Below are 19,141 nucleotides of genomic sequence, written 5' to 3'. Positions count from 1 at the left end.
ATCACACCTTTTTAAAGATCACCACACCATTTGTGCCACCAAAGCCGAAATTTTCGCTCATTGCTACATTTATCGGCATTTTACGCGCTACATTTGGCACATAATCTAAATCGCAATATTCGTCTTTTTCAAATTGATTTATAGTAGGCGGTAAAATTCCTTGCTCCATTGCTAAAAGCGTGCTTACTGCCTCTATCGCACCTGCTGCGCCCAAACAATGGCCGATTTGCCCTTTTATAGAACTAATCGGCGGGACATTATCGCCAAAAACCGCTTTTAGCGTGGCGGTTTCGTTTTTATCATTAGCAGGCGTACTGGTGCCGTGAGCATTGATATAATCAATCTTTGGATTGCCTGCCATTTTAAGAGCTCTTAATATAGCTCGCTGTGGGCCATCTTGGCTAGGGCTGGTGATGTGATGAGCATCGCCTGTTTCGCCAAAACCTATAATCTCAGCATAAATTTTAGCACCGCGAGCCTTTGCGCTCTCGTATTCTTCAAGCATTAAAGCCCCAGCGCCCTCGCCCATCACAAAGCCATCACGCCCTTTATCAAAAGGCCTGCTAGCCGTGGCTGGCTCATCATTTCTAGTAGATAATGCTTTCATAGCAGCAAAACCGCCGATGCCGACAGGGCAAATAGTAGATTCTGCGCCAATTACTAACATACCAGTAGCCTCGCCTAGCATTATGGTTTTAGCTGCTTCTATAATAGCGTGGGTGCTAGCCGCACAAGCTGTAACGCTAGAAATATTTGGACCTCTTAATTTGTATTTTATGCTAAGCACGCCACCTAGCATATTTACAAGTGCTGATGGTATGAAAAAAGGTGAAATTTTGCGCGCGCCACGCTCTAAGCAAATATTTGAATTTTTTTCTATATTAGGTAAGCCACCAATACCCGCTGCTGAGCTTACGCCATAATCATCAATATCGTAATCTTTTAAATTTGCATCTTTTATAGCTTCATCGCTAGCTGCATGCGCTAACTGAATAAATCTATCTAATTTTTTAATCTCTTTTGCATCTTCAATGTAGCGTTCAGGTTCAAAATTTTTAACCTGCGCAGCGATTTGAACGGGAAAATCGCTTGCATCAAAAAGCGTGATTTTATCCACGCCACATTGTCCTTCGCAAATAGCTTTAAATGAGCTTTTAGCATCGCTTCCTAGGGCATTTATCATACCTAGGCCAGTCACTACTACACGCCTCATTTATTTTTTTAGACCTTCTACGAAAGTTACTACATCAGCGATAGTTTTTAGTTTTTCGGCATCGCTATCTGGGATTTCTACATCGAATTTTTCTTCAAGCGCCATTACAAGCTCAACCACATCAAGCGAATCAGCACCTAAATCTTCTATAATATTTGATTCCATTTTTACATTTTCTTTTGGAACGCTAAGTTGCTCTACAACTACATCTACAACATCATCAAAAACTGCCATTTTATCTCCTGTAAAAAAATTGTCGCGTATAATAGCGAATATTATTTAAATATAGCCTTAAAATTTACTTAAAATTACATATAAAGGCCACCATTTACCTTTAAAACTTCGCCCGTGATATAACTAGCATAATCGCTTAATAAAAATGCCACAGCTTGCGCTACTTCGTTGGCTTCGCCAAAACGCGCTAATGGGATATTTTTTGCATATTGCTCTTTTATTTCATCGCTTAAATTATTTGTCATAGCCGTTTTGATAAAGCCGGGCGTTACGCAGTTAAAGCGCACACCGCGTCCTGCACCCTCTTTGGCAAAACTTTTGCTCATCGCTATCATACCACCTTTGCTTGCGGAGTAGTTAGCTTGGCCAGCATTGCCCATTTCACCAACTATGGAAGCGATATTTACCACCGCACCAAAACGCGCCTTACTCATCGCTTTAAGCGCCTCGCGGCAGCCCAAAAAGGCTGAGTTTAAATTTGCGTTGATGACGCTTGAAAAGTCTTCTAACTTCATACGCAAGGCAAGTTTGTCGTTTGTGATACCAGCGTTATTGACAAGGTATGAAAGCTCGCCATCGCATTGAATTATCGCGCTAACTGCTTGGCTAAACTCACTCTCATTGCTTGCATCAAATTTTATCACAGCAGCGCATTTGCCAGCATTTTCTATGCTTGCTTTTAGCTCGTCAGCCCCAGCTGGATCATTGCGGTAATTTATCCATACTTTCAAGCCATAATCAGCCAAAACGCTGGCTATAACAGCACCTATCCCGCGACTTGCGCCCGTGATTAGGACATTTTTTCCACTAAATTTCATCTTAACTCCTTATCAAATTTAAAATTTCACAAATTTTAAAATTTTAACTAAAACAGCGCGCTATCCATTGATTGCGGGATTTCTAGCTCCATTAATTTTAGCACGCTTGGGGCCACATTGCTTAGCCCGCCATTATTTTTTAATGTAAATTTTTCTCCCGTGCTAGTTAGGATAAAACAAAACACATCAAAGGTCGTGTGATTGGTTAATTGCTCGCCATCTTTTGAGCGCAAAGCCTCGCAATTTCCGTGATCGCTGATTTGAATGTAGCCATAGCCTTGCTCTTTTGCTTTTTGAATTATTTTGCCCAAGCAACTATCTACGCACTCAACCGCTTTTTTACAAGCTTCAAAATCGCCCGTATGCCCGACCATATCGCCATTTGCGAAATTTACCACTATAAAATCAATTTGCTCGTCCATACCTTTTAACACCGCATCACACACCGCTGGCGCGCTCATTTGTGGCATTTCATCATAGGTTTTTACCTTTGGACTTGGGATTAGCACGCGCGTTTCATTTGGTAAAGGATCTTCTTTGCCACCATTGAAAAAAAATGTTACATGCGCGTATTTTTCGGTTTCTGCTGTGTGTAATTGCCTTAAATTAAAATTTGCGATTGTTTGAGAAAGCGTGTCTTTAATTTCACTAGAATTAAAAAGCACAGGATAGTTAAAACTCTCATCATAGCGCGTCATTGTTAATATATTTTTACAAATGCGCGCTCCATCTCTTTTAAACTCACTAAACTCATCACTGCTAAATGCCACGCAAAGCTCGCGCATTCTATCATTGCGAAAATTTACGCAAATCACGCCATCATCTGCTCTAATCCCGCCAAAATCATAAAAACTAGCAGGTTCTATAAACTCGTCAAAAATTTTATTTTCATAGCTGTTTTTTATGTATTCATAAGGGCTTAAAGCTATGATATTTTCGTTATTTGCCATAACTTCGTAAGCCTTTTGTATTCGCTCAAAGCGCTTATCTCTATCCATAGCATAAAAACGCCCGCAAATCGTGGCTATTTGATGATTTTGGCTTAAATGCTTGATAAAATCAGCACCACTACTAGGCAAGGTATCGCGGCCATCGGTGATGGCGTGGATTATGCATTCTTTATTTGCATTTTTACAAATTTTAATTATTCCATCAAAATGGCGCATATGCGAATGCACGCCACCATCGCTATAAAGCCCTATAATATGCACTCTTTTGTGTTTATTTAAAAATTTCACAAGCTCAGGGTTTTTAGCCAAATCGCCATTTTCTAAGGCTTTATCAATTTTTACTAAATTTTGATACAGCACGCGCCCTGCGCCTATTGTCATATGCCCTACTTCGCTATTTCCCATTTGTCCTTCTGGCAAGCCAACAGCAAGCCCGCTAGTTTTTAAATAGCAAAAATTAGCATTTTTAAAAAGCCATTCATAATTTGGTTTATTCGCAAAAGCAAAAGCATTTGAAGGATCTTTTAAATCAGGGTTTGCGCCTATGCCATCAGTAATTACTAGCACACATTTTTTACTCATTTTAAAAACTCATCTCATTTTAAAAATAGGCGAAATTGTAGCGATAAAAGCTAAATTTTAACTTACTTTTAAAGATTGGCGCGCTATAATCGGCGCCTATTTTTCACCGATATTTAGGGCTTTTAAATGTTTTATTATCTTTATGAACTTACACATATAAACTTTTTTTCATATATTACTGTGCGCACCGGGCTTGCGTTTTTTATTTCTTTTGTGCTTTGTGCGATTTTTATGAAGCAATTTATCATTATGGCCAAGAAAAAAAATGTAAATCAACCTATTTATGAGCGCGCCCCACAACAGCACAAACAAAAAGCAAAAACTCCAACAATGGGCGGGGTTATATTTATAGGCGTTACGATTATTGCGAGCTTGCTTAGTGCTAAGCTAGATAATAATTTTGTGCTAACGGGGCTTTTTGTGCTTTTTAGTTTTTGTTTAATAGGCTTTATTGATGATTGGCTAAAAATCAAAAGAGGCAAGAATCAATACGGCCTAAGCGCGCGCTCAAAATTGATTTTTCAAAGCCTCTTAGGCGTTATAATCGCCATTTTGCTATATGAAAATAGCGACTTTGACACGCAATTTTACCTGCCTTTTTATAAAAATTCTGTGATAGATTTAAAATATTTTGCCTTGTTTTTTTGGATTTTGGTGATAGTTGCAGCATCAAATGCCACAAATATCACAGATGGACTTGATGGCTTAGTTACCGTGCCAGCTATCGCGTCAATTTTCACCCTTGGCGTGTATGCTTATTTAATCGGTAATGCCGTTTATAGCAGCTATTTGTTTTTACCAAAATTTAACGGGCTTGGAGAGTTGATTATAGTAGCCGCGGCTATGATAGGCGCGCTTTTTGGCTTTTTGTGGTATAACTGCCATCCAGCTGAAATTTTCATGGGCGATAGCGGGAGCTTGGCTCTTGGCGCATTCATTGGCTATATGGGTATAGTTACTAAAAACGAAATACTTTTAATATTAATTGGCTTTATTTTTGTGCTTGAAACAATCTCAGTAATTTTGCAAGTTAGTAGCTTTAAGATCCTTAATAAACGCATATTTTTGATGGCTCCATTACACCATCATTTTGAAGCAAAAGGATGGAGCGAAACAAAAATTATCGTAAGATTTTGGATGATAGCATTATTAACAAATCTAATAGCGCTAATTGCCATAAAACTACGCTAATTAAGGATAAATTTTGAAAAAATCATTATTTGGCTATGCCAAAACCACAAAAGCTATCGCAAAAAGCGGATCTTGGTGCATTTATGATGATAATTTTAAACAAGCAAGCAACGATGAATACGGCAATAAATTATTGCCAGTTGGTGATTTTAACGCAGATGAAAGCGAGCTTGAAATCCCAAGCCCTGGTTTTGCCCCAAACCACGAGCTAATCAAAAGCGCAAAGCATTTAATCAGCGAGTATGATTATTTTTTAAGCGATTTTTCTAATAAATTTTATCCTTTTGATAATAAAATTTGCGCGCCAAGCACCATTTGGATAAGTGGCACAAACGGCAAAACCACAACCACGCAAATGTGCGAGCATTTATTAGCCAAAAATGGTGCCGTTATGGGCGGCAATATCGGCATACCACTAGCCGATTTAAACCCAAACGCAAAGCTTTGGATACTTGAAACTAGCTCTTTTACCTTACATTACACAAAGCACGCAAGCCCCGATATTTACGCTCTTTTGCCTATTACGCCAGATCATCTTAGCTGGCATGGAGATTTTCAAAAATACCAAAATGACAAACTCAAACCACTATCAATGATGAAAGAAGGCACCCTAGCCATAATCCCAAAAATTTATGAAAATTTTGCTAAAAACTCACTAGCAAAAATATATTTTTACGAGAATGAAAGCCATTTGCGCGCTCTTTTTGGGCTTGATTTAAATAAAATAAATTTTAAAACGCCTTTTTTACTCGATGCACTTATGGCTTTAAGCTTGCAAAAAATCCTTTTAGATAGCGTTGATTACGAGCTTATAAATACTTTTAAAATCGAAAAAAACAAACTTGAAGAATTTAGCGATTTTTTAGGCAGAACCTGGGTAAATGATACAAAAGCCACAAATATTGACGCTTCAATTTGCGCCATCAAACGCTACAATGATAAGCAAATTTTAATAATTCTAGGCGGCGATGATAAGGGCGTGGATTTAAGCCCTGTTTTTATGGCGCTTAAAAATTGCACGCATAGCCCACGCATCTATGCCATCGGCACAAACACGCACAAGATAATTGAATACGCACACAAACACGCGCTTTTTGCTCTGCCTTGTGAGCGCATAGAACTTGCCGTAAAGGCGATAAATGCGGATTTTACAGACAAAAACCAAATCGCGCTATTAAGCCCTGCTTGTGCTAGCTTAGATCAATTTAGCTCTTATGAAAAACGCGGCCAAGCATTTAAAAATGCGATAAATGCTTTATTTGCGAAAAATACTGCTGATTCTTAATTAAAAAATAATAATTTATATTATTTTAAGTAAATTTTAGTATAATTTCGCTCTTTTTGCTAAATTCTCGGCCAGATAGCTCAGTCGGTAGAGCAAGGGACTGAAAATCCCTGTGTCGGCAGTTCGATTCTGCCTCTGGCCACCACTATGATATTTCTTTAATTAGTATTTATTTCACAATAAATTTTTAATCATAATTTTTCTATATTTCGTGAAATTTTGAAGTATTTTTCTATTTCGCTTACTCGTAGCTTTACAAGAAGCCTTGATAAAAAGCTAGTAAAATCTCAAAATTAGTTAAAATTTTAAAAATGTGTTTATATAAAATTTTTAAAAAAATATAGCGATTGCAAGAAAGCATATGATGGATTAGTGGATTATGGTGCTAAGGCTCATTATAGGGTAAAGCACGGCGAAAATGAATTTGCTAATGGCAAATATCAACAGCATTAAAAACTTTTGGGGTTATTGTAAGCATAAATTAAATAGCATTAAAGATCAACCAGAAATTTGAGTTTATAGGAGCAAAAAATGGTGTTTGAAAAGATTGATACAAGCAGTTGGGGGCGCAAAGAATGTTTTGAGCGCTACTTTACGAATGTGCCTTGCACTTATAGTATGAGCGTGAAACTAGACATTACGCCGATTAAGCAAAAAAGATGAGGCTACATCCTGCTATGCTTTACTGCCTTGCAACCATTGTCAATAGGTATCGCGAGTTTAAAACAGCGATCAACCAAGCGGGCGTTTTGGGCGTGTATGACGAGATGACGCCAAGTTACGCCATTTTTTGCGAGGATACAGAGAGTTTTTGCGAGCTTTGGACGCCGTATGTGGCGGGCGTTGAGGCATTTTGTGCGGCGTATGCTGAGGATGTGCGGCGTTACGGCGGCGGCAGTGGCAAAACGGCAGGCAAACCAAACGCACCTGAAAATGTTTTTACGGTCTCTATGATGCCGTGGGCGAGTTTTGAGGGGTTTAATTTGAATTTACAAAAGGGGTATGACTACTTAAAACCCATATTTACAATGGGAAAATATTACGAAGAGGGGCAAAAAATTCTTCTTCCTTTGGCGATTCAAGTTCACCACGCCGTGTGTGACGGGTTTCACATTTGCCGTTTTGTTAATGAGTTGCAAGAGTTAATCAATAATCAATGCGTAAATTAACTCAAACTCTAACAAAGCGCTTAAAACTAAGTAGGTTTAAAGGTGTAAAAAAGAGAATTTTTACGCTTAAAAGAGTGTTAATTTGGGTTTTTAGCAAAAAACTCTCTATCAAATTTTATTAAAATTTATAAGAGAAAAGCCGATCAATCTAAATTAAAGCTTAAAAAATTTTTTGCGCAAAATAGATTTATATATTAAAAAAATGCTTAAATTAAAATTCTAAAACAGGTAAATAAAAATAGCCAAATTTCATAGCTTGCCTTCAATATTATAAAAAATTTTATTCACCACTTTTGCAAAAAAATAGCATTAAAATTACCATAAATAAATTTTAGCATTTGAGTATTTTTAACTAATACAATATATAAAAGATATTTATATATAATAATTAAAAAACTAGCTCAAAATGTCAAATTTTAAGCTAGTTTGGCTAATAATTATTTATTTTTATCAAAAGCCTCGTCAATTTGTGTGGTTTTTGGGAACATAAATCTAGCGTTACGCATTATGCTTATGCGTTCTGGCTCGTCTTGTGCGTAGGCATGCACTTTAATATCAAGCGGAGTATCGCGCTTGGTATCGCGCACTAAATATTGATTTGTGCTTAGCACAACGACTATTTTTTGCTTCGTGCCAGCTTTGAGCTTGATAGGATTTTTTGGGCGCACTATATCAATTCTAGTATCATTTATGTCAAAATAATAATCATGGACTAGCGTGTCGGTATTTTGAAGCAAGAAAGTATAGGTATTTTGCACGCTAAAATTACCATCGCTTACTTTAATCTTATACAATTCCGTGGTGTTATTTATATTTAAAAGCATATGTTCTTTTTTGGTGCTCATAAAGCCAAGAGCCACGCCAAAGCACGAAATAAACACGATATAAGCTATCGTGCGAAAGCGAAAATATTGCACCGGGTGTTTAGTTTGTAATGAATGCGCTGAGGTCCAGCTAATCAAACTTGGCTGATTTTTTCTTTTCATCACATCAGCGCAAGCATCAGCGCATTCAAGGCAGTTTATACATTCAAGCTGCATACCGCGCCTTATATCAATATGCGATGGACAAATCGCCACGCAAGCCTCGCATCCTATACATTCGCCGCTTTGTGGTTTTTTGCCTAATTTTTCATGCTTTTGGTTATATACCATACCACCGCGATCTTCATCATAAATTACTTGTATTGTATCGTGATCAAACATTACGCTTTGGATTCTTGCATACGGGCAAACATACACGCAAAAATTCTCAGCCAAAACCGTAACATCAAAAACCAAAAATAGCGCAAAGCCAGTAACTATGCCAAAAAGCAACTTATGCGAGCTAAAATCTTGTAAATAAACGAAAAAATCCTCTGGTGGCACAAAATACCATAATAAATTACTAGCCGCCACAAAAGCAATACAGGCAAACAAAAGCACGCCAAGCGCTCTTTTAAAATATTGTCCTTGCACTGGCTTTTGCTTATTTGCTATGCTTTTATGGATTTTTAATAATTTAGTTTGGATCAAATCTCTATAAATCACGCGAAAAATCGTCTGCGGGCACGACCAGCCACACCAAACGCGCCCTCCAAGCGTGGTTACAAAAAATATACTAAGAAAGAAAATAACAAGCAAAAACGGCATCAAATACAATTCTTGCATATCAAAACTAGTCCATAAAATATTTAATTTTTTATGGTCAAAACTCAATAAAAAAAAGTGATTGTTACCTATTTTAATAAAAGGCAAAGTAAAAGTGATTAGCGCGATTAGCGAAAAAACGAAATACCTGCGTTTTGCATATGTTGTCGGCATAGCTGTCCTTTCAAAAAATGCGAAATTATAGCACTTTTATCAAAATTTTATCGTAAAATTATCACCAAAGAAGCATAAATTTAACAAAAATCAAATGAATAAAAAAATAAAGCATTTTCAATCAATACTTTTGCTATAATTTAGGGCTAAAAATTTTATGCCAAATTTAAAATTTAAAAAAAGGATTTAAAATGGCGATCTCACCAGTAGCTAGCACAATATACGCAAACCAAGTAGCCCCAGCTGCTAGCAATATCCAAAGCGATTTACAGGCCAAATTTGACATACAAAACGCCCTAGCCGCCGCTGCTGCTAATGAGGAGCAAAAACGCGTAGAACAAACGCGCCCAGCAGAACAAAGCCATCAAATCGACCCAGAAAACGAGCAAGAAAAAAATCCCCAAAACAACCAAGAACAAAAGAAAAAAAAGCAAGAGCAAAATCAATCAAACGATGATTTTAGCCCAAAAGATTTTGGCCAATCAAACGAGCCAGAGCCAAAATTAAATATCGTGGTTTAATTTTGACTTAATTTAAAATTTATAGTTTTGATTTATAAAATTTTGGCTTGGGTTTTAAAATAAAGCGCTTTTTGGCTTGCGCTTTTAAAAAAAGAGATTTAAAAATAGCACGATTTTTAGTCCATAAATTTTAAATCAGCGCAAATTAACGCGTTTAAAAATCTAAGCAAACCCGCACACCCGCAAATTCCTAACCAAAATAAAATTTTAAAATTTAATTCTTAATCCACTCGCCAAATTCTCAGCCACACGCACGCGCCCGCCAAGCAAACCGCCCAACCATTAAAACTTCGCAACAAATTATCAGCCAAAATAAAATTTTAAAATTTCAATTTAATTCAACGCGCCAAATTCAAACACGCCCACTTTATAACCGCGTCCGCAACGCCCAAACTACCCACCGCGCGTGTCCGTTCGCATTTACCCGCCTACTCCGCTAGCCATTCGCGCCAAATTCTCAGCCACGCCCAAACCGCCCGCCAATCAACTTGCCCTGCCCTTTAATCTCACCACAAAAGCACAAACTCAGCCCAAAAAGCATTAAAATTTATAAAACATTTACCAAATTTTTAAAGAAATTTATTAAAAATTTTTTAAAAAATTGAAATTTTTTTTTAAAAAAACTTTATGTAATTTAAGCTTAGTTTAACCCCCCCCTATAATTCTTGTGCTTGCTTGAAGCAGGCACTAAGCAGACGGTGGCTTACTCCAAAAATCTCAATCATAGGGCTAGCGTTTGCTTAGGATTTCAACACAAGGAGTTTTCGATGAGAAAAGGTTTTACGATGATTGAGTTAATATTTGTTATCGTAATTTTAGGTGTTTTGGCGTCAGTGGCGATTCCAAGACTAGCAGCTACTAGAGATGATGCAGAGGTGGCAAAGGCAGCGACAAACTTAACCACGGCGGTGAGTGATATTACGGCTTACTATACGGCGAAAGGAAAATTTAGTACTGGCATGTCGACAAAATTTAATGAAATCACAAATGCGCTAACTAAAGATGGCAAGCTTAATGTAAAAGGTAGCACAACTTGCGTAGAAGTGAAATTGCCTACAACAACAGCCAATGCCCAAACTACCGCTTCAAACAAAGTTGAACTTAAATTATATTTTGGAGCTAATGGCAAAGAAGATGCCGTGTGTAAACAATTAAGAAAATTGCCAGGAATTATGACAATGTGTGGGGTAGATACTACTAATAATAAGACATCAGTGGGCACAAATTCAAGCGATTGCAAAATCCAAATCGGTGGCTCTGGTGGCATACAATTCTAATTTAATTTAAAGCTTAATTCGCACTAATTTATTTTTAGCGTTAATTTTAAAAAATAAATTTTAAAGCTTAATCACCCCCTTGAAATTCTAAAAATTTCAAGGGGTTTTTTTTATTTTCATTTTTTAAATTTTAAATCTCTTATTTTTTTAAAAAATCAGCACAGAATTTAAACTAGAAAAAAATCAAAAACGCAGAGCAAAATATAAAATAAAAAAATCGCAAATTTAAAATATAAAATAAGTGCGAAATTTTTAAAAATCAAAAATGCTTATTTAAAAAGCAAATTTTTAAAACAACAATACAAAACCAAGCATAAAAACCACAAAAAATAATTAAAATTTTAAAAAACCAAAGATTAAATTTTTAAATCTAAAAATAAAATTGAAGCTAAAATCTTAGAAATTTAAGAATTAATTTTAAAGCAAAACTCAAAAATTTTAAAAATTATTTTAAAAATTCCGCCAGTGAATTTTTAAAGTTTAAAACTCCAAATAAACCAAAATTTTAGAATTTAAAACTAAAAATTTAAGCATTATTTTGCTTATCAAAACTTGCTTTAAAAGCACTTATCATAGCTCCGCGGACGGCAGATTTTTCAAGGCTTACAATGCCTTCTATCGTGGTGCCACCAGGCGAGCAAATGCGCTCTTTAAAAATCGCTGGATGCGTGCTTTGAAGCATTGTTGCCGTGCTTGAAAATGCGCCTGAGATTAGCTCATTTGCCTGGTTTGCTTTAATGCCAGCTTGAATGAGCGCATCTTTTAGCGCCTCAGCGACCAAGCCAAGATAAGCTGGCGCGCACCCGCTAGCAATGCTTGCGGCGTTAAACTCGCTCTCATTACTAAGCTTAATCGCCTTGCCAAAACCTTCTAAAATACCCTCTATTTCATCGCTTCTGGCTTCGTTTTCGCATAAAAATGGTGTAATTGATGCGTTGTGCTTGGCTGCTAAATTTGGCATACAAATTGCGTGCTCTCTAGCGTTTATTAGCTCTTTTATTTGTTTTAGCCCGGTGCGCGCAAGCACGCTAATACAAATATTTGCCTTGCCTGTTAGCTTTTTTGCCACCTCGGCTAATGCGTAAGGCTTAAAGGCTAGAATTATATTTTTGCCCTCTATTTGGTAGTTTTGCCCGTATATTTCATTAGCAAAGCTAGTGTCATTTAGCGCGTTTTGGCTTACTAAAACCACGCTAAAACCGCTATTTGCTAGCCCTGCTGCCATAGCCTTGGCCATAACGCCTGAGCCTAAAATATGTATTTTCATAATTCTTTTACCCTTTGTTTTAGTATTGATATATCATCATTTGGAGTAATTTTGTTTTCTTTTAGCAAAATTTTTATTTGAGAGTGTGAAAATTTTGTATGGTTAAAGGTTATTATGCTTAGTTCATCGCCTGCTTGTAAATACGCTTTTTCCATATTTGGCGCATATTTTGTAGCCCCAAGAGCAATTATTATTTGCTTAGGGTAATTTGCCAAAGCAAAAAACTCGCTTAAATTTTCTAGCACGCCCTCATCGCGCTGAAAATTTAGCGTATCTTTTAGCCAAGATAGTAGTTTTTCGTAAAAATATCCATAGCTACAAAGCCTAGCGCACTCGCCATATTCTAAAATTTCACCATCGCGCTCTAAAAAGCTACACAAGCTAAAATCATCACAAATCCCGCCATTTTTAAAGCTATTTATTGCTATTTCGTTGCCTGCGCCCTTACAAGCTTGTGAAAAATTCTTTTTTTGTGAGAGTTTTGGAGTTGTGATTTCTCTTAGGCTAGCATCATTAAAGGCCATAAAAGCAAGCGGGATTAAATGCGCGATTTTGCCATCGCTATAATCCAAGCTAAAACGCAGGGCAATTTCTGCTTCTGCTTGGACTTTTTGGCCTTTTGGGATTAATAAAATTTTATTATCCACGCAAAATCTATTTAAAAATGTATTTTTTGCCTTATTAAGATCTGGCACATAATAAGCAAAAATCCCCTTAGGCGCGTTTATTTCGCGCTCTAAATTGGCAAAATCGCTAGCCTCGCCGGCTTGTTCTAAATGCCCGGCAAAATTACCAACCACGCCAAAACCAAGTAAATTTTTCATTTTTATCCTTAAATTATAAAGTTTTTGAAAAACTTTGAGCGTTATTGCTGTGGCGCACCATATATTCATCAAAACACATTGCGATATTGCGGATTAGCAAAATGCCGGTTTCATTTACGCTGATTTTGTCCCCGCTAAGCTCTACAAACTCGCCAAAATTAATTTTAAGCAGCTCTAACTCCGCGCTAAAATGCCTGAAAAAATCCACATTAAAAGCATTTTCTATGGCATTTATATCAAGGTTAAAATTTGCCATCAAGCTCATTATCACAGCCTTTCTTAATCTATCCTCAGCACTTAAAAGCACGCCCTTGGCATTAGGCAGACGCCCTGAATCTATGGCATTTTCATAGCTTGGCAAATCTTTAAAATTTTGAGCGTAATAATCATCGCCCTCGCCTATGCTGGTTAATCCTATGCCTATTAAATCTGCGCCACCTTTTGTGGTGTATCCTTGAAAATTTCTATGTAAAGTGCCGTTTTTAAGCGCGCCAAAAAGCTCATCATCAGGGCGCGCGTAGTGATCCATACCTATCATTTTATAGCCATTATTTGGCAAAAATTCCATGGTGTATTTTAAAATTTCAAGCTTGCTAGCAGGATTTGGCAAGGTGCTTTCATCAAATTTTCGCATAGATTTTTTAAGCCACGGCACATGCGCATAATTAAAAATCGCAAAACGATCAGGACTTAGGCTAAGTGCTGTTTTAAGCGTATTTGCAAAAGATTTTGGGCTTTGATAAGGCAAGCCATAGATTAAATCCGTGTTTATGCTTTTTATACCGCCATCGCGCGCGATTTGGACGGCGTTTTGCGTGATTTCAAATGGCTGGATTCTGTGAATTTCGCGCTGAACTTTTTCGTCAAAATCTTGGACACCAAAACTTATGCGATTTAAGCCATTGGCTCTAAACACGCTCATTTGTTCTTTATTAAAAAATCTAGGATCGATCTCACAGCTAATCTCAGCGTCTTTTGCAAAATTACTAAACCTTGCTCTAATGGCCTTAAATACGCGCTCTAAACTCTTAGCATTATAATAAGTAGGCGTGCCACCGCCAAAATGCATTTGAACCACTTCGCGTTTTGTATTTAAAATTTGGCTCAATAAATCCAGCTCGCGCTCTAAATAATCCAAATAGCGCGCCATTTTTTGCTCGTTTGTTGTATAAGTAACATTACAGCCACAAAAATAACAAGCAGAGCGACAAAAAGGCAAATGAAAATACAAAGAAAGCGGTTTTGTGCCGTTTTTTAGCCTGTTTGTGTATTCATCATAGCTAAAAGTATCACTAAACTCCAAAGCCGTAGGATAGCTCGTGTAGCGAGGACCTGGTTTGGAAAATTTAACAAATTTATTAAAATCAATCATCATAAATCCTTAAATATCAAGCGCGCTCTAATTTAGCTAACTAGCAAATTTTAACCAGCAAAATTTTAAAATTTCAACCCGTTTAAAAAATAAAATCAAATAGTTTTACTTAAAATTTCATCATAAGCACAAAAAAATTATAGCACAAAACTTATTTTTATGGCTTTTTTTGCGCCAAATACATCAATTAAATAAAGAGAGTATATTTTTAGCGATTAGCTCGTGGCCTTGCTCGTTTGGATGAATGCGATCAAGCAGCAAAGCTCTATCTTTTAAAATTTGTGGCATTGATTTATCATCAATTAGCACATTTTGTAAGTTCGCTAGATCTTTGTAAAAGCTAGCCACCGCCCCGCTAAAAGCGCTAATAGCACTATCTGGCACGCCCAAAAACACAACACAAGAGCTTTTTGTTCTAGCAAAATTTGCGATTTTTTCAATGTTTTGCTTGCTTGTGCTAGCATTTACTTGGCGCAAGATGTCATTACCGCCTATTGAAATTAACACCGCGCCAATATCGCTAATACCGCTAAAATCATCATCTAAGCGCGCTAAAAGCCCAGTGCTTGTTAGCCCATTTACGCCCTTAATTATTGCTTTTTTATTTAAGGCAGTAGCTATTTTATAGCCAAAATTGTCCTTTGTATCAAGTCCATAGTTATTTGCTATGCTATCGCCTAAAATTAAAATATTTTGGCCTTTTAAATCACAAGTGTTTTGCCTGTCTTTTTTAGAATACAAAAAAATTGCGCCAAAAATCACCAAAAAAATTAAAAGGATTTTTTTCATTTTTATTCTTAAAATTTTAAAATTTACGCCCCGAAAAGATTTATAAGCGCGTAAATAAATTATTTATTTTTAACAAATTGAGTAAAAATCTTTTGGCAAGATTTTCTTTTATTACAAATTTCAATGTATTCGGCGTTTGCATCGCTATCATAAACTATCCCAGCGCCAGCACCAATATAAACATCATAAGCATTTTCGCGCGCTTTAAACATAGCCGAGCGGATTAAAATCGCCATTTGCATGTCGCCATTAAAATGCCAAAATCCAATGCCCCCGCCATAAATGCCGCGAGCGTGCGTTTCTAGCTCGTTTATGATTTGCATAGCGCGGATTTTTGGGCTACCACTAAGCGTGCCAGCTGGAAAAACCACGCTAAGTACATCAAAATTATCAAATTTTTTATCTTTTTTGGCATAAACATCGCTAACTATGTGCATCACGCTCTCAAAACGCTCTATATGCATTAAATCCTTAACCCTCACGCTCCCAGCTACGGCAAATTTACCCACATCATTACGCGCCAAATCCACTAGCATTTTATGCTCGGCTAGCTCTTTTTCATCGTTTAAAAGATCTTGTGCTAGGCGTTCATCATCATTAGCATCTATTCCGCGCGCTCTTGTGCCAGCAATGGGCGAGACGAAAATTTCATCACCTTTTATTTTCATCACTAGCTCAGGGCTAGAACCAGCAACAATGCCAAAAGGCGTAGGATAATAATACATATAATGACTAGGATTTTGATTTTTTAAGCATTCATAAAATACTAGCGGATCAAGATTTGAATACAAATGTAAGGTCTTACTTAGCACGACTTGAAAAATATCACCGCTTTTGATATATTCTTTGGCTTCTTCAATTATGCTTTTAAAATGCTGTTTTTGGGCGTCTAAATCACTTAAAATTTCACAAAATATACTATCTTGCTCATTTATTTTTGGATTTTGTAAGTTTTGAAGATCTTTAAAATATTTTTGATCGCCTAAGCATTCATAAATTTTGCTGTGTTTATCATAATACAAATACGCGCTAGCCTTTGCGTAGCAATACACAGGCATTTTATAAAGTGCTGGTTTTTTATCGCCAAGTTTTTCAAACTTATAAACAGCTTCATAACTAAGCAAACCAAAAAGCCCAGCAAACCACGCAAATTTTAAATCATCGCTTTGATTAAATTCCTTTGCGCTTTCATTTAATTTAGCTTTAAGCTCATTTAAATCATCGCCACTCAAATAAGCACAATCAATGCCGATGATGATTTGCTCGCCATCTTCGGCAAGATATGAATTAGGCCAAATTTTAAGTAAATGCTTAAAGTAAAATAAAGGCTGTGCTAATAGCATAATCGGCTCTTTTTAAAGCAATGGCTAATTTAATGCTTGCTTAGGTAGTTTGTATCAAAACTATTGCTGATAAAATCAGGGTTTTTCATCATATTTAAATGAAAATCTTTTGTGGTTTTTATACCATTTACGATTAATTCGCTTAGAGCCACTTTCATTTTTGTTATGGCCTTTTGGCGATCGCTTGCGTGCACGATTAGCTTGCCTATCATACTATCATAAAATGGCGGAACGCTATAACCTTCATAAACATGGCTATCCATACGCACATTAAGCCCGCCAGGTGCTACATATTTTGTGATTTTGCCAGGATTTGGAGCAAAGCTTTTTGGGTCTTCGGCTGTTATGCGACATTCTATGGCGTGTCCGCTAAAAGTAATTTGGCTTTGATCCATTAGTTTTTCGCCTTGGGCTATGCGTATCATCCATTCTACTAAATCAAGCCTTGAGCGCATTTCGCTTATTGTGTGTTCTACTTGTAAGCGCGTATTCATCTCTATAAAATAAAATTTCTTATCCTTGCTATCATATAAAAACTCAAAAGTTCCAGCACCTGTATAACCTATGGCCTTGGCTGCGCGAACGGCGGTATTTAGCAATTCTTCTCTTGTTTGCTCGTCTAAAATAATAGCAGGGCTTTCTTCAATTAGCTTTTGATGGCGGCGTTGCATAGAGCAATCTCTCTCACCGATATGAACGACATTGCCATATTCATCACCTAAAATTTGCACTTCTATGTGGCGCGGGTTTATTATGTATTTTTCCATATACATCGTGCCATCGCCAAAAGCACTCATAGCCTCGCTTTGTGCTGACCAAAAAAGCTTTTCAATATCCTTTTGACTCTCAACCATACGCATACCGCGCCCGCCACCACCTGCTGCGGCTTTGATTATCACAGGATAGCCGATTTTTTCGGCTAAATTTTTAGCAAAATCCGCATCTGGCACTTCTCCATCGCTACCTGGAACAACTGGGATCCCAGCTCTCATCATCATTTGCTTTGCCTTACTTTTATCGCTCATTAAAGCCATTGCTTGAACGCTTGGGCCAATAAATTTTATATCGTGTTTAGCACAAATTTCTACAAAATTTTGATTTTCACTTAAAAAGCCATAACCTGGAAAAATCGCATCAGCTTGCGAAACCTCACAAGCTGTAATGATGGCTGGGATATTTAAGTAACTATCACTACTTCTAGCCTCGCCTATACAAATGCTAGCATCAGCATAGCGCACATACAAAGCATCAGCATCAGCAGTAGAATGAACCACAATCGCTTCTTTACCCATTTCTTGTATAGTGCGCAAAGCACGCAAGGCTATTTCTCCGCGGTTTGCTATTAGTATTCTTTTAATTTCTTTCATTATAATTTTTCCACTTCGTATAATGCCATGCCATATTCTACTGGCTGACCATCTTCAACTAGCATTTTTACGATGCGACAATCAAACTCTGCTTCTATTTCATTCATTATCTTCATAGCCTCGATAATGCCTACGCATTCGCCTTTTCTAATGCTTTGGCCTACGCTAGCAAATGGGCTAGCACCAGGGCTTGGGGCTTTATAAAATGTGCCGACCATAGGTGAGTTTATTGTATCATTGCCTTTTCTGGCTGTGTTTTGTTCATTTACTAAATTTACATTTACAGAAGGTAAAGTAGGACACGCACTAGCTGGTATCATATCCACAGCTGGCTCATCGGCTCCGGCTTTTTTTATTTCTATTTCAAAATCTTTATTTTTAATTTTTATTTTATTTATACTCTTTTTTTCATCAAAAAAGTTCATTAAATCTTTGATTTCATCGTGTGTCATAGAAAGTCTCCTTATAAATTAAAATGGCTAATTCTAGCACAATTTAGTCTTTTTGTAGTAAATTTTGAGTATTTTGGCTACAATCGCTTTTTAAAAAAAGGGTCAAAATGGGATTAAAAAGCGATAAATGGATAAGAGAGCAAAGCCTTAAAAATGCGATGATTAAGCCATTTTGTAATGATAATATAGGCAAGGGCGTAGTAAGCTATGGATTAAGCAGCTACGGCTATGATATAAGAGTGGCAAATGAATTTAAAATTTTCACAAATATCGGTGGCACGGTAGTAGATCCTAAAAGTTTTGATGAAAAAAATGTAGTAGATTTTATTTGCGATAAAAAACAGCCCTTTTGTATAGTTCCGCCAAATAGTTTTGCGCTGGCTAGAACGGTAGAATATTTTAAAATGCCACGCGATGTGCTAGCTATTTGCCTAGGCAAAAGCACCTACGCAAGATGCGGTATAATCGTAAATGTAACGCCTTTTGAGCCAGGATTTTGCGGGCATATTACTATTGAAATTTCAAACACCACGCCATTGCCAGCTAAAATTTACGCAAATGAGGGCATCGCTCAGGTGTTATTTTTTCAAGGTGATGAGCCTTGTGAGGTAAGCTACAACGATAAAAAAGGCAAATACCAATCCCAAGAGGGCATTACCTTGCCAAGAATTTTAAAATAATAAAA

17 protein-coding genes, 1 tRNA gene and 2 pseudogenes are annotated in these 19,141 nt (G+C 36.9%); 8 read left to right on the top strand and 12 right to left on the bottom strand.

Annotation, left to right across the window (positions count from 1 at the left end; translation table 11 throughout):
* Position 1: 1 nt before the first annotated feature.
* The 4 genes from CINF_RS00245 to gpmI all read right to left on the bottom strand — a co-directional run bounded on the left by CINF_RS00245 (position 2) and on the right by gpmI (position 3,797).
* Positions 2-1,213: a beta-ketoacyl-ACP synthase II gene (locus tag CINF_RS00245; protein WP_179975308.1), complete on the bottom strand. Its 1,212-nt coding sequence runs from the start codon at positions 1,211-1,213 to the stop codon at positions 2-4.
* Complete coding sequence (acpP, locus tag CINF_RS00240; protein ID WP_178696081.1) at positions 1,214-1,447, bottom strand: acyl carrier protein; 234 nt, start codon at positions 1,445-1,447, stop codon at positions 1,214-1,216.
* A gap of 74 nt (positions 1,448-1,521) precedes the next feature.
* A complete protein-coding gene (gene fabG, locus CINF_RS00235; protein ID WP_179975307.1) occupies positions 1,522-2,265 on the bottom strand; it encodes a 3-oxoacyl-ACP reductase FabG in 744 nt (247 codons plus the stop codon).
* Positions 2,266-2,312: 47 nt separating this feature from the next.
* A complete protein-coding gene (gene gpmI / locus CINF_RS00230; protein WP_178696085.1) occupies positions 2,313-3,797 on the bottom strand; it encodes a 2,3-bisphosphoglycerate-independent phosphoglycerate mutase in 1,485 nt (494 codons plus the stop codon).
* 126 nt (positions 3,798-3,923) lie between these two features.
* Here gpmI and mraY point away from each other — a divergent pair, with 126 nt between their 5' ends.
* The 5 genes and pseudogenes from mraY to catA all read left to right on the top strand — a co-directional run bounded on the left by mraY (position 3,924) and on the right by catA (position 7,442).
* Entirely contained in the window at positions 3,924-4,988 is a 1,065-nt protein-coding gene (gene mraY / locus CINF_RS00225; RefSeq protein WP_179975306.1) for a phospho-N-acetylmuramoyl-pentapeptide-transferase, read from the top strand.
* 13 nt (positions 4,989-5,001) lie between these two features.
* Complete coding sequence (gene murD / locus CINF_RS00220; RefSeq protein WP_179975305.1) at positions 5,002-6,273, top strand: UDP-N-acetylmuramoyl-L-alanine--D-glutamate ligase; 1,272 nt, start codon at positions 5,002-5,004, stop codon at positions 6,271-6,273.
* Between the two features lie 69 nt (positions 6,274-6,342).
* Positions 6,343-6,418, top strand: a tRNA-Phe gene (locus CINF_RS00215).
* A gap of 194 nt (positions 6,419-6,612) precedes the next feature.
* Positions 6,613-6,769, top strand: a pseudogene (locus CINF_RS00210) (IS1595 family transposase); the annotation flags it as partial.
* Between the two features lie 35 nt (positions 6,770-6,804).
* Positions 6,805-7,442, top strand: a pseudogene (catA, locus tag CINF_RS00205) (type A chloramphenicol O-acetyltransferase).
* A gap of 437 nt (positions 7,443-7,879) precedes the next feature.
* Here catA and ccoG read toward each other — a convergent pair.
* On the bottom strand, positions 7,880-9,244 hold the full coding sequence (gene ccoG, locus CINF_RS00200; protein ID WP_179975304.1) for a cytochrome c oxidase accessory protein CcoG: 1,365 nt from the start codon (positions 9,242-9,244) through the stop codon (positions 7,880-7,882).
* A 191-nt stretch (positions 9,245-9,435) separates the two neighbouring features.
* On the opposite strand from ccoG, the gene CINF_RS00195 reads away from it, so the two are divergent.
* A complete protein-coding gene (locus CINF_RS00195) occupies positions 9,436-9,765 on the top strand; it encodes a hypothetical protein (protein WP_178696093.1) in 330 nt (109 codons plus the stop codon).
* A gap of 767 nt (positions 9,766-10,532) precedes the next feature.
* Entirely contained in the window at positions 10,533-11,042 is a 510-nt protein-coding gene (locus tag CINF_RS00190) for a type II secretion system protein (protein ID WP_179975303.1), read from the top strand.
* Positions 11,043-11,568: 526 nt separating this feature from the next.
* On the opposite strand, the gene CINF_RS00185 is transcribed toward CINF_RS00190, so the two are convergent.
* The 7 genes from CINF_RS00185 to accB form a co-directional block, all read right to left on the bottom strand.
* The gene (locus tag CINF_RS00185) at positions 11,569-12,309 is read right to left on the bottom strand and encodes a pyrroline-5-carboxylate reductase (RefSeq protein WP_179975302.1); all 741 of its coding nucleotides are present in this window, start codon (positions 12,307-12,309) and stop codon (positions 11,569-11,571) included.
* Positions 12,306-13,133 carry a DUF5718 family protein gene (locus CINF_RS00180; protein ID WP_179975301.1) on the bottom strand — a complete coding sequence of 276 codons (828 nt, stop codon included), beginning with the start codon at positions 13,131-13,133 and terminating at the stop codon, positions 12,306-12,308. Before CINF_RS00180 ends, CINF_RS00185 begins: the two co-directional genes overlap by 4 nt.
* 13 nt (positions 13,134-13,146) lie before the next feature.
* On the bottom strand, positions 13,147-14,505 hold the full coding sequence (gene hemN / locus CINF_RS00175) for an oxygen-independent coproporphyrinogen III oxidase (RefSeq protein ID WP_179975300.1): 1,359 nt from the start codon (positions 14,503-14,505) through the stop codon (positions 13,147-13,149).
* A 183-nt stretch (positions 14,506-14,688) separates the two neighbouring features.
* Entirely contained in the window at positions 14,689-15,294 is a 606-nt protein-coding gene (locus tag CINF_RS00170) for an SGNH/GDSL hydrolase family protein (protein WP_179975299.1), read from the bottom strand.
* Positions 15,295-15,353: 59 nt separating this feature from the next.
* The gene (locus CINF_RS00165) at positions 15,354-16,637 is read right to left on the bottom strand and encodes an anthranilate synthase component I family protein (protein ID WP_179975298.1); all 1,284 of its coding nucleotides are present in this window, start codon (positions 16,635-16,637) and stop codon (positions 15,354-15,356) included.
* A 29-nt stretch (positions 16,638-16,666) separates the two neighbouring features.
* A complete protein-coding gene (locus tag CINF_RS00160; RefSeq protein WP_179975297.1) occupies positions 16,667-18,004 on the bottom strand; it encodes an acetyl-CoA carboxylase biotin carboxylase subunit in 1,338 nt (445 codons plus the stop codon).
* Complete coding sequence (accB, locus tag CINF_RS00155; protein ID WP_178697427.1) at positions 18,004-18,456, bottom strand: acetyl-CoA carboxylase biotin carboxyl carrier protein; 453 nt, start codon at positions 18,454-18,456, stop codon at positions 18,004-18,006. The genes CINF_RS00160 and accB overlap by 1 nt, the downstream gene beginning before the upstream one ends.
* A 107-nt stretch (positions 18,457-18,563) precedes the next feature.
* Here accB and dcd point away from each other — a divergent pair, with 107 nt between their 5' ends.
* On the top strand, positions 18,564-19,136 hold the full coding sequence (gene dcd, locus CINF_RS00150; RefSeq protein WP_179975296.1) for a dCTP deaminase: 573 nt from the start codon (positions 18,564-18,566) through the stop codon (positions 19,134-19,136).
* The last annotated feature ends 5 nt before the right edge of the window (positions 19,137-19,141 follow it).

This window comes from Candidatus Campylobacter infans (genome assembly GCF_013416015.1).
Taxonomy (GTDB): Bacteria; Campylobacterota; Campylobacteria; order Campylobacterales; family Campylobacteraceae; genus Campylobacter; species Campylobacter infans.
The sequence above is the reverse complement of the archived record's forward strand: the minus strand, read 5'-3'. Positions and strand labels throughout refer to the sequence as shown.